Raw genomic sequence first — 11,722 nt, 5'->3', positions numbered from 1 at the left:
GTTTTTCCAAGAAGAGCTGGGTGATTTTGATACATATTCACACCATACTTTACAATGATTGGCAGACCTTAGCTTTAGAGGTGGCAAAAGAGAACAAAATAAAGCTAAAGAGAGCGTTGGCAATTGACCAAAAAAATCAAAGTCCGATTTTCTATGGCAAAACACATCAAAAGTTGAAAGATCATTTAAAACAAATAGTTACAAGTTTACTAACATCATGTTTTTAGATGACAAATTTACTCATCAAATAAAAATTAATACTTTAGTCTTATTCTTATTGCAATCAACATAATTCTAAATCTAGCCATCAGCACATCTTCTTTCGATTAAAGAAATCAAAGTGCCTCAAATTTTCTCGAGAATAAAAGTATCAAATGGAGTCTTGCAATGAATATTTCAGAAGCTATGCCACATGGTTTAGATCGTAATCACGAATTTCATCGCCAATATGGTGCCAATGCAATTTTGCCTGAAATCAAGTGGCAAGAAATTTTTCCATCTACATCCTTAAAAAATGTACATGTACGTGCCTTAGAACAGATTTACCAAACTGCAGTACCTTTGGCTTTACAGGTTTTTGAACAATTAAAATTTGATGTATTTACACCAGCAGCTTATCACCCTCAAGGCTTAGGTTTATTTGATAAATTGGCACAACAAGAAAATCAACTTATTCAACGTTTAGCATCAGAATGCCGAGATTTAGATGAACATACGCGTCATCAAGTGTGGAGTATGTTGTTGCGTGGTGGTGCCGTTTTGGTCTTTAAAGCTTGGCTTGGTAAAGTGAAAACTGGTGAAAATACGCTGGATACCACGCAGTTTGATGAAATTTCAGATTTACTCTTCATCAAAACACCGCCGCTTGCACTCGCAGAACAACTGGGCATCGATGCATATGCAGATTTCGATCATATTTTTCTCATGTATGGCAATGAGGTATTTTTAGATCGTTTTAATGGACTTGAAACGGCTGCACTCTTTGTTGATCTGAAAGTTTATGATGCCGCTTTTTTAAGTCTTAGAGATGATCGCGTTGCAGAATATTTAAAACGCAAGGGCTATGTAACACAAGATCAAATTGATGAACTTCAATGTGCACTCAATCCTCTATATTGTAATGAGTTGACACCTAAACAGGACTGTTTAGCCTAAAGTAGATACGCATCGAAAAAAAGACCTTTGATTAGGTCTTTTTTTCAAATCTAAGAATCAATTAAACACGTTTTTCTTCGATGTTTAATGCATTAATCGCTAATACAGCCTGAGTACGATTTTGAACGCCTAATTTACGGAAAATCGCGGTCACATGCGCTTTAATCGTTGCTTCAGAAACATCAAGTTCGTATGCGATCTGTTTATTCAACAAACCTTCCGCAACCATCATTAACACTCGGAATTGTTGTGGTGTTAGAGATTGAATACGTTCTGCTAAAGCTGTTTCATCTGCAGCACGTGGATCAAAGTTTAAATTCGCAGGCAGGTTTGGTGGTAACCACATATCCCCTTCTAATACCTGACGAATCGCTTCACCAATGTGACTTGGATGCGCTGATTTTGGAATATAGCCCATTGCACCATGTGCAATCGAGCGTTGAATAATTGAAACTTCTTCATGCGCCGATACGACAATAATTGGTAACGATGGATACTGTGCACGCACATGCACCAACGCTGAGAAGCCTGATGCACCTGGAAGATTCAAATCTAAAAGCACTAAATCTGGTTCAGGACCTTTTTCTAAACGTTCATAAAATTCATTAACAGCAGCTGTTTCATGGATTTGGGCTTGCGGTAAGCTGTAACGAACTGCTTGAATTAAAGCATGACGAAACAGTGGATGATCATCAACGATTAAAATATTCATAAGCGAGGCGAGAGATCTCAAACACAATCAATATACTAACTGTGCTATAGCTGTTAAGGATATATAAATATTAACGAATTTTTGCAGAAAATGTCGGGCTAAATCTTACAAACGCGATTTTTTTATGTAATTTTGAAAATTCGATAAGCACATCACTTTTAAATATAAAATTTATTCAAATATTGAAATAGCTTATTCATAATCATAAATATACGTTTATTCAGTTATTTATCACTTATTTATATCTCAAAAAGATTAAATTATCGCTATATACGCAAAAATGATATTTATTCTTATTTTGCTTATTTTACAGAATAAGCATAAATCCACATAAATAGTGCATCCGAGATTAATTTTAAATTTTTAGGTTTGTACTATGTCTACTGCTCAACAAAAACCATTAAATATCGTTGCTGTCTCTGGCGGTCTAAATAATCCTTCAAAAACTGAAGCGCTTGTTCAAGCGATTTTAGATGAGTTAGGTGAAGCAACACCTATTAATGTGCATTTTATTAAATTTAGCGAAATCGGTCATTTATTAGGTGGTGCCATTTATCGCAATCAGCTGCCGCAACGTGTTCAAGATGATCTTGCTGCTGTTGAAGCCGCGGACGCATTGATTGTGGGAACGCCCGTATATCGCGCATCTTTCACAGGTTTATTTAAACATTTCTTTGACTTTGTAGAACAAACTGCGCTGGTTGATGTGCCTGTATTACTAGCTGCATCAGGGGGCAGTGATCGCCATGCCTTAGTACTTGAGCATCAATTGCGTCCTTTATTTAGCTTCTTCCAAGCACAGACTTTGCCAATTGGCGTTTATGCAACTGATCGTGATTTTACGCCTGAATACACCATTCACAGTGAACTATTACGTGCACGCATTACCTTAGCCATTGCTCGTGCTTTACCAATTTTAGAGTGGGCACCAGCCAAAGGTAAACGTGCTGAAGTCGTTAAAGATAAAACCCAACAAGCCAATCAAAACTTGGGCATTAACAAACAAATCGAACAAGAAGAAGTATTGCCTTCAGCAGCAGTACCAAGTTTAGATGCAGCAGAGTCACGCTTGCATCACAAGAATAATGCTGCCCCAAAAATTGAAGTGGCATAAATATAATTGAATCAATAATGAGGGTATAAGCCATGTCTAATGCAGAAAAACAAGCGATTAAATTTGCCTATTGGGTTCCAAATGTCAGTGGTGGTCTTGTCGTCAGTAATGTTGAACAACGAACAGACTGGAGCTACGACTACAATGTTCGACTCGCGCAAGCTGCTGAAAAAAGTGGATTTGAATATGCTTTGACACAGATTCGATTCACGGCAGGATACGGTGCGGAGAATCAGCATGAATCTGTAAGCTTTAGTCATGGCTTATTGGCAAAAACTGAAAAGTTACGTGTAATCGCAGCAATTTTACCAGGCCCTTGGAAACCCGCGCTGGCGGCTAAACAGCTCGCGACAATTGATCATTTAACCAATGGTCGTATCGCTATTAATGTTGTGAGCGGATGGTTCCGTGGTGAATTTGATGCCATCGGTGAAGAATGGCCTGAACACGATCAACGATATGCACGTTCAGAGGAGTTTATTCGTAGCTTAAAAGGCATTTGGACGCAGGATAACTTTAGTTTTGATGGAAAATATTATCAATTTAAAGACTACACCTTGAAGCCAAAACCTGTTCAAAGCCCACATATTGAAATTTTCCAAGGGGGTAGCTCGCGTGCCGCACGTGATATGGCATCTCGTGTTTCTGATTGGTATTTCACCAATGGAAACACGCCTGCTGAAATTAAAAAGCAGATTGATGACATCCGTGAAAAAGCCAAGCTGAATCACCATCAAGTCAAAATTGGGGTGAATGCCTTTATCATTGCTCGTGATACTGAAGAGGAAGCAAAAGCTGTACTTCAAGAAATCATTGACAATGCAAATGTAGAAGCAGTCAATGCTTTTGGTGATGCAACTCGTGAAGCAGGTGCCGCAACTCAAGAAGGTGAAGGTAACTGGGCAAAATCAACATTTGAAGATCTTGTCCAATACAACGACGGGTTCAGAACAAATCTCATCGGTACACCGCAACAAATTGCTGAACGTATCGTTGAATTAAAATCAGTTGGTGTGGATCTGATCTTATCTGGCTTCTTACATTTTATAGAGGAAGTTGAATATTTTGGTGAAAAAGTACTGCCTTTAGTTCGAAAACTCGAAGCTGAACAGCAACAACACATCACCGCTAAATCAGCTTAATTGGTCTTCGATTAATTAACAACGATCTGAATGAAATCAGCGCTTTGTTCAGTCTTGTTTTGACCCTGATAACTATAATAATAGCGTCATGCAGTAGCAACTTAACCCCCAAGGCTCGGCTTGGGGGCTTTTTATTGGATAGTTCATATAATCTGATCAGCAACAGTACATCGAAAATTGAATAAATCGTACATTGTTCCGCTGTTGCACGGTTATAATCACCTCAAAAATGAAGACAGCACAGCCTTATGGGTTCAATTCAATCAATAGAACATTCAAACAATTCCTCTGGTGCTTCAGCGAATAAAATGGCGGTTCATATTATTTTCGCTATTGCATTAGCGCATGGATTACATGATCTTATCCAGTCTTGCTTACCAGCCATTTATCCCATGCTGAAACTCAATTTTGACTTGAGCTTTACCCAAATCGGGATTATTTCTTTGGTCTATCAAATGACTGCATCTATTCTGCAACCTTGGGTTGGACTCTACACTGATAAGCATCCTAAGCCCTACCTCCTCCCTTTGGGTATGTGCGTTACACTGCTAGGTATCGTTTTGCTGGCATTTGCATGGACTTTTCCAATCTTACTGATTTCAGCAGCACTCATCGGTGTGGGCTCATCTGCCTTTCACCCAGAAGCCTCACGAGTAGCGAGAACAGCATCAGGTGGTCGCTTCGGAACTGCTCAATCCGCTTTTCAAGTGGGTGGTAATAGCGGCTCTGCCGTTGGGCCACTGTTGGCCGCAGCAATCATTGTACCGAACGGCCAAGCCTCAGTTGCTTGGCTCATGATATTTGCCATTTTCGCTATTTATCTGCTTTACAGAATAAGTCGATGGACCATTCAATATGGTGTTCAAGCTGCTTCAGCAGTAAAAGCCAAGCAATCAACACCGTTGAAAGGTTCTAAACTTGTACAGGGAATTGTGATTATCTGTGCGTTAATGTTTGCAAAATTCACGTACATTGCAAGTATTGGAAATTACTATACCTTCTATTTGATCGAAAAGTTTCAGGTCAGTATTCAACAAGCTCAGCTTTATTTATTTGCTTTTTTAGCCGCAGTAGCAATCGGTACTTTTGCTGGCGGCCCTATCGGTGACAAAATAGGTCGTAAAGCTGTCATTTGGATTTCCTTTATTGGCATGGCACCCTTTGCATTACTCATGCCACATGTGAATTTGATGTGGACGTGTATCTTTGCGATTCTTGCTGGATTGATTATGTCTTCCGCATTTTCAGCAATGGTTGTATATGCACAAGAAGCGATGCCAGGTCGTGTCGGCATGGTCTCTGGTTTGATGTTTGGTTTGATGTTTGGCATCAGCGGTATCGCGGCAGCAGCTTTGGGCTATGTAGCAGATCATCAAGGTATTCGTTGGGTATTTCACTTTAGCTCATACTTACCACTACTGGGTTTATTGACCTTCTTTTTACCTAGAACCAATTGATCTGCGTAAGATGATCATCTCTACGATCTCAGGTAGGATTAAAAGCAATTAAGATTTATTTTTAGGCAAAGGTTTATTATGTATACAGGTATCGTGCAAGGGTTAGAAAAAGTATTAGATATACAGCATAAAGAGGGATATCGGACTTTTGTTATTTCTAATGCGCTCAATCTTTTTCATGATGTATTTATCGGCGCCAGTGTTGCGATTAATGGTGTTTGCTTAACCGCTACACAAATTGATCTGATCGCTGGTCAAGTGCATTTTGATGTTTCAAATCTAACACTTGAATTAACCACTTTAGGTCAACTCAACGTCGGTGATGAGGTCAACATTGAACGCTCCGCTAAAGTAGGTGCTGAGAATGGTGGGCATAATTTATATGGTCATATTGAAGGCACTGCAACCGTAAAGCATTTAACCAAAAATGGTGAAACTGTTCATATCGACCTTGAAATTCCAAATGGCAATATCAAATATTTCTTCTTAAAGGGCTTTATCGGTTTAAATGGCTGCAGTTTGACAGTCAATCGGGTTGATCGTGCAAACAATCAAATCTCAATCGATCTTATTCCAGAAACTTTACGCTTAACCACATGGAAATATATTCAAGTCGGCGATCAAGTCAATTACGAAATTGATCAGATGACACGTACGCTTGTCGATACTTTAGAAAATATTCATCAAAAATAAATAAAAGCCTCTACGATAGAGGCTTTTTTCATAATCAATTGGATCTAAGAGTAGAAACTCGGATCTGGAACTTTTCCAGTTAATGCCCACTCTCCGACTTCCTGATATTTATAATCAATTGGATCATGCAGGGTTTGGGTTCGTACATTACGCCAGAATCGATCTAAATTCAGTTTTGCAGTAGTCGCGCGTGCACCCATCACTTGAAAAATATTTTGTGTCACATAAAGTGAAGTATGAGTCGCTGCAATTTTGGCGGTTGCGATTGCAATTGAGGCTTCACCACGTTGCTCCGCAGTTAATGTTTCCCCTTCATCCCACGCCTTTTGTAATGTATTGATCGCTTTTTCCGCGAGCAAGCGCACACCTTCAAGTTGCACATAAAATTCGGCGAAATGCTTCTGGGTAAATGGATCATTCACCGCTTGTTCAACCAGTGATTTCGACCAAGCTTTTTGTGTTTGAACTGTCTCTTTCGCAACATTGAACGCTCCCTCAGCAACACCTAAAAATAAATGCACGAAAATCAGTTGAGCAATTAGCGGTCTCAAACTTGAATAAGGTGTACTTAAAGGACCGGGATTGAGGAGTAATTCATCCTTGCGAATTTTGACCTGTTCAAAATGACTGGTACCACTATCCGTTTGACGTTGCCCCATATTATTCCAATCCCCAAGAAAGCTCACGCCCTCTCGTGCTGTTGGAATCACGCCAATCAGTAACTTTCCATCTTCATTAAATCCTGAACAGAGCAAGATATCTGAATCAATTGATCCAGAACAAAAACTTTTATCACCATGGAAGATAAATTCTTCATCAGAAACTTGTTTCGCGGTTGTTCTACGATCTAATGGATTTAACGTATTTCCCCAAAATAAGTTGTGTTTGGCGGTTTGTCTAAACCAATCTCCATATTGAGCTGGCTGTGCAAAAAGTTGTACCGTCGCAATAAGCAAATGATGAAAGCCATATACATGCGCAAGTGAACTATCGACTTGAGCAATGGTTTGAATAGTTTTAAAAATCGTGCTCCAAGTTGCACCTTGCCCACCAAATTCTTTTGGAATAGATAAAGACAACAAACCACTTTGTCGAATTAGATCTCGCTGAGCCTTTGGATTTCCACCTTGTTTATCTCGTTCTGCTGCGGTTTTCGCAAACTCAGATGCAAGTATTTGCGCAGTCTCAAGTGGCGTTTCAGGATTAAAATTTAGGGGAGAATTCATTGTTATATTCCGTATCGCATCTGCTGATAAGCTTAGCAGATCAACATGATTTGACTTATCACAATGCCTGCTTTTCTTATCACTGAACTAAAAATACCGCTAGTTGAACTAACGGTATTTAAAACATGACTTCGTCTGTTTAATCGGGATTACTGCTGTGATTTCACTTCAGCAATTAATTGATCCACGACCTGTGGATCTGCCAAAGTTGAGGTATCACCCAAACTATCTAGCTCATTAGCGGCAATTTTTCTCAAAATTCGGCGCATAATCTTGCCTGAACGTGTTTTGGGTAATGCTGGCGCCCAATAAATTGCATCTGGTGTAGCCACAGGTCCTAAAACTTTTCTTACCCAACCTACTAGCTCTTTCCTGAGTTCTTCTGACTCTGGCGTATCTGCCTGTAAAGTTACATAGGCTGCAATCCCTTGACCTTTGATGTCATGTGGCATACCCACAACGGCTGCTTCTGCAACATGTTCATGTGCAACCAATGCACTTTCAATCTCTGCAGTCCCCAAGCGGTGTCCCGAAACGTTCAGAACATCATCCACTCGCCCCGTAATCCAGTAATAACCATCTTTATCACGGCGTGCACCATCTCCCGTGAAATAATTCCCTGGATAAGTTGAGAAATATGCCTCGATAAAACGATCTGGATCACCCCAAATGGTACGCATTTGTCCTGGCCAAGAATCTTTGATCACCAAATTACCTTCAGCCTCTCCTTCTAGCTCTTTACCATCAGCATCAACCAAAGCAGGTTGTACACCAAAGAATGGACGTGTTGCAGAACCAGGTTTAAGTGCAGTTGCGCCCGGTAAAGGCGAAATCATAAAGCCACCTGTTTCAGTTTGCCACCATGTATCTACAATTGGACAACGACTTTCACCAACTACGGTGTAGTACCAGTTCCAAGCTTCAGGATTAATTGGCTCACCGACGGAGCCCAACAAGCGTAAACTACTACGGTCACTTTCACGGATAAATGCATCACCTTCACGCATCATCGCTCGGATCGCCGTTGGTGCCGTATATAAAATTGTGACGTTGTGCTTATCTACAATATGTCCAGTGCGTGCCCAAGTTGGGTATTGTGGAACACCCTCAAACATCAATGTTGTCGTCCCATTTGAAAGTGGACCATACAACACATAAGAGTGACCAGTAATCCAACCGACGTCAGCGGTACACCAGAAAATATCGTCTTGCTTTAAATCAAATACTTCCCTAAAGGTAAAGTTCGCGTAAGTCAGATAACCGCCTGTAGTATGTAGCACACCTTTAGGTTTACCCGTTGAGCCTGAAGTATATAAAATAAACAGCGGATCTTCTGAATTCATCGGTTCAGGTGGACAGATATCTGTGACTGTCATGATTTCCATGTGATACCACAGGTCACGACCTTCATGCATCGTGATTGGGTTACCAGTACGATGTACCACAATGACATTTTGTACAGAGCTCGTCCCTTCAAGCTCCATCGCTGCATCAACGTTTTCTTTCAGTGGAATTGGCTTACCACCCCGCATGCCCGAGTCTGCTGTAATGATGACTTTTGCTTGGCTATCATCAATACGACTTGCTAAAGAATCTGGTGAAAAACCTCCAAACACCACGCAATGTACCGCACCAATACGCGTACATGCCAACATCGCAATGGCTGCTTCAGGGACCATTGGCATATACAGAACAACACGGTCGCCTTTGGTCACGCCATGCTTCTTGAGAACATTGGCAAAACGACAAACTTCATCGTGTAATTCTTCAAATGAAATAATTTTATGGCGTGATGGATGATCACCTTCCCAAATAATCGCAGGTTTATGTGGGTGTTCTTTTAAATGTCGATCGAGACAGTTTTCACTGACATTTAATTGGCCATCTGCAAACCATTCAACTTTGTAATTCTCTTTATCAAAGTTGGTATTTTTGACTTGTGTAAAAGGCTTAATCCAGTCTAGTTTCTTGGCTGCTTCGGTCCAAAATGCTTCGGGGTTTTCAATAGATGCTTTATACCGCTCGAAATATTGCTCTTCATTGGTTCGTGCAGTTTTTTTAAAAACTTCGGGTACTGGATATATTTCATTCATAATTCGCATCCTTGATTTATGTTTCTCATCTCGAGAGTTGTCTTGATCATACTGATCATTTTTTGTCTTATATCTTGAGTATGACTATACTTTAAAATTTCAAACAATCATGCTTTGGTCGTAGACTGAGCATTCATTTATTTCAAAAGTTATCCGTATCTTCTTGCCAATTGAACAACCTAAAATATCTAACAATCAATGATCCGAATCATTGCTGATCATCATTCCTAAGCAAGTAAAATCTGTCGTTGTCAAAAAACTCCATTTTTTTATCAATAAATACCATTTCGATTTTTTTGTTGGACAAGGTGCTGAATGTTTATAAAAACATGCAATTTTTTTGTTATTTTCAGTTTATTCAATGAATAAAAATGACGATAAAACCTGCGAACGTGATTTTTATTCACTGTATTTTCAGGCAAAATGTAAACATTCAATACATTTGGAACACTCGTGGCTGAACAACAAAATTCTTTGAGTCAGGTGGCTCAAGGTACGACTCAACTTCTACAAGATGCAAGTGAGAAAACGGCTCAAACCGTCATTGCACATACTGCGAAATACAATGATGCATATACCACCATTGATAAAATCATGGATGGCTTTTGGGAACGAATCCCTTATATCTGTATTGCTTTGATTGTATTTACCTTATTTTGGTTGTTGTCTAAGCTGTTCAAATTATTTGTCAGAAAAGCACTTTCAGAGCGTTCATATACCAAACAAAATTTAGTGCTCGTCCTCAACCGCGTCGGTAGCTCTTTTATTATTTTCTTTGGCTTCTTAATTGCGATGGTTATTGCAATTCCAGGGTTTACACCTGGACAGCTGATGAGTGCACTGGGGATCGGCTCTGTCGCAATTGGTTTTGCATTTAAAGATATTTTTCAAAACCTGCTCTCTGGTATTTTAATTCTACTCGGTGAACCCTTCAAAATTGGCGACGATATCATTGTGAATGGTTTAGAAGGGACCGTTGAAGATATTCAAATTCGTGCAACCTACTTACGTTCACCTGATGGTCGCCGTATCGTCATTCCAAACGCAACGGTCTATACCAATGCAGTGACCGTCAATACGGCATATCCACGTCGTCGTTGTGAATTCGTGGTTGGTATTGGTTATGAAGATAATGTTCAAAAAGCGAAAGATATTATTTTAAGTATTTTAGACCGCGATCAACAGATTCTCAGTCAACCCGGATTTAGCGTGAATGTCTCTGCCTTAGCTGATTTCTCAATCAACCTCACTGTACGTTGGTGGGTGAATACGGGTGAAACTGCGACATCTACATCTATCAGTTTAGTGCAAGAAAAAGTAATTCAAGCTTTTGCTGAACATGAAATTTCGATTCCATATCCAGTTCAAGAAGTTAAAGTCTATCGCGGAGATTCTTCACAAGAAGATGAATCACCACGTGCTAAACAGACGACCTAACACATAAGGAATCACCGTCTCAGTACGGATAATTCGGTTGCCTAAGCTGACAGCTTGGCAGCCGTTTTTTTTGAGTAAATCAATCTCATAAGGAATATAACCACCTTCAGGCCCAATCAATATCGTGCACGGGTGCTCAATCGCATGAGGCATACTGTGGGTTGCATAAGGATGTGCTACATAAGCTGGTCGTTCAACGGAAATCATTTGAGGAAGAACATCTTCCACAAAAGGTTTAAAGCGTTTATATATTCCGATTTCAGGTGGAAATGTATCACCCGCTTGTTCTAAGCCCAGTTGAACATAGTGATCAATTTGCTGTAAAAATGGTGTTTGCCAATAGCTTTTATCGACCCGATAGCTGTGCAGCAAAATGATTTTTTCTACGCCTAAAGTTACAGCATCTTGAATCAATCGTCTCAATACTTTCGGTCTAGGCATAGCAACGATTAACGTTACAGGTAATTTCTTCGGTACAGGCTCTTCATAAAGTGGCTGAATTAAGATTTTCCTTTCAGAAATTTCTATGACCTCAGCTGTATATCGACCAGCACCTCTAATACCAACCTTTAAAGTATCTCCAATTTTAATATCAAGTTGATGCTTCAGATGCTCAATTTGGCGTGCAGATTGAATCGTCCAGAGGTCATCCTGTGCTGATGCAGGATCAAGCAATACAATATTCATATACTT

The 11,722-nt window shown here is 39.8% G+C and carries 10 protein-coding genes; 6 read left to right on the top strand and 4 right to left on the bottom strand.

Annotated features, from left to right (window positions below; genetic code table 11):
- Positions 1–387 precede the first annotated feature (387 nt).
- Positions 388–1,155: a hypothetical protein gene (locus AC1M85_RS00970; protein WP_035265786.1), complete on the top strand. Its 768-nt coding sequence runs from the start codon at positions 388–390 to the stop codon at positions 1,153–1,155.
- Positions 1,156–1,216: 61 nt separating this feature from the next.
- Here the strand turns inward: AC1M85_RS00970 and AC1M85_RS00965 are convergent, their stop codons facing one another.
- The gene (locus AC1M85_RS00965) at positions 1,217–1,867 is read right to left on the bottom strand and encodes a response regulator (protein ID WP_035265788.1); all 651 of its coding nucleotides are present in this window, start codon (positions 1,865–1,867) and stop codon (positions 1,217–1,219) included.
- A gap of 376 nt (positions 1,868–2,243) precedes the next feature.
- Between AC1M85_RS00965 and msuE the strand changes: the two genes are divergently transcribed.
- The 4 genes from msuE (at position 2,244) to AC1M85_RS00945 (ending at position 6,273) form a co-directional block, all read left to right on the top strand.
- Positions 2,244–2,981 (top strand): FMN reductase, encoded by a 738-nt coding sequence (msuE, locus tag AC1M85_RS00960; protein ID WP_035265789.1) that lies wholly within the window; start codon positions 2,244–2,246, stop codon positions 2,979–2,981.
- A gap of 32 nt (positions 2,982–3,013) precedes the next feature.
- Entirely contained in the window at positions 3,014–4,123 is a 1,110-nt protein-coding gene (gene sfnG, locus AC1M85_RS00955) for a dimethylsulfone monooxygenase SfnG (protein ID WP_035265790.1), read from the top strand.
- A 308-nt stretch (positions 4,124–4,431) separates the two neighbouring features.
- The gene (locus AC1M85_RS00950) at positions 4,432–5,580 is read left to right on the top strand and encodes an MFS transporter (RefSeq protein ID WP_322840068.1); all 1,149 of its coding nucleotides are present in this window, start codon (positions 4,432–4,434) and stop codon (positions 5,578–5,580) included.
- 78 nt (positions 5,581–5,658) lie between these two features.
- Complete coding sequence (locus AC1M85_RS00945) at positions 5,659–6,273, top strand: riboflavin synthase (protein ID WP_035265791.1); 615 nt, start codon at positions 5,659–5,661, stop codon at positions 6,271–6,273.
- A 44-nt stretch (positions 6,274–6,317) separates the two neighbouring features.
- On the opposite strand, the gene AC1M85_RS00940 is transcribed toward AC1M85_RS00945, so the two are convergent.
- Positions 6,318–7,499 (bottom strand): acyl-CoA dehydrogenase family protein, encoded by a 1,182-nt coding sequence (locus tag AC1M85_RS00940; protein WP_481597184.1) that lies wholly within the window; start codon positions 7,497–7,499, stop codon positions 6,318–6,320.
- Positions 7,500–7,648: 149 nt separating this feature from the next.
- Complete coding sequence (gene acs, locus AC1M85_RS00935; RefSeq protein ID WP_179999124.1) at positions 7,649–9,592, bottom strand: acetate--CoA ligase; 1,944 nt, start codon at positions 9,590–9,592, stop codon at positions 7,649–7,651.
- A gap of 453 nt (positions 9,593–10,045) precedes the next feature.
- Here acs and AC1M85_RS00930 point away from each other — a divergent pair, with 453 nt between their 5' ends.
- A complete protein-coding gene (locus AC1M85_RS00930) occupies positions 10,046–11,029 on the top strand; it encodes a mechanosensitive ion channel family protein (protein WP_180028484.1) in 984 nt (327 codons plus the stop codon).
- Here AC1M85_RS00930 and AC1M85_RS00925 read toward each other — a convergent pair.
- Positions 11,003–11,716, bottom strand: coding sequence for a 16S rRNA (uracil(1498)-N(3))-methyltransferase (locus tag AC1M85_RS00925; protein WP_180028485.1), 714 nt, complete (start codon positions 11,714–11,716; stop codon positions 11,003–11,005). The genes AC1M85_RS00930 and AC1M85_RS00925 overlap by 27 nt on opposite strands.
- Between the last annotated feature and the right edge of the window lie 6 nt (positions 11,717–11,722).

The organism is Acinetobacter sp. 24-47-64, assembly GCF_057737055.1.
The sequence above is the reverse complement of the archived record's forward strand: the minus strand, read 5'-3'. Positions and strand labels throughout refer to the sequence as shown.

Bases quoted from the DNA above. Each gene is read 5' to 3' on its own strand.
- AC1M85_RS00970 (WP_035265786.1), top strand. From the start codon at position 388: ATGAATATTTCAGAAGCTATGCCACATGGTTTAGATCGTAATCACGAA.
- AC1M85_RS00965 (WP_035265788.1), bottom strand. From the start codon at position 1,867: ATGAATATTTTAATCGTTGATGATCATCCACTGTTTCGTCATGCTTTA.
- msuE (WP_035265789.1), top strand. From the start codon at position 2,244: ATGTCTACTGCTCAACAAAAACCATTAAATATCGTTGCTGTCTCTGGC.
- sfnG (WP_035265790.1), top strand. From the start codon at position 3,014: ATGTCTAATGCAGAAAAACAAGCGATTAAATTTGCCTATTGGGTTCCA.
- AC1M85_RS00950 (WP_322840068.1), top strand. From the start codon at position 4,432: ATGGCGGTTCATATTATTTTCGCTATTGCATTAGCGCATGGATTACAT.
- AC1M85_RS00945 (WP_035265791.1), top strand. From the start codon at position 5,659: ATGTATACAGGTATCGTGCAAGGGTTAGAAAAAGTATTAGATATACAG.
- AC1M85_RS00940 (WP_481597184.1), bottom strand. From the start codon at position 7,499: ATGAATTCTCCCCTAAATTTTAATCCTGAAACGCCACTTGAGACTGCG.
- acs (WP_179999124.1), bottom strand. From the start codon at position 9,592: ATGAATGAAATATATCCAGTACCCGAAGTTTTTAAAAAAACTGCACGA.
- AC1M85_RS00925 (WP_180028485.1), bottom strand. From the start codon at position 11,716: ATGAATATTGTATTGCTTGATCCTGCATCAGCACAGGATGACCTCTGG.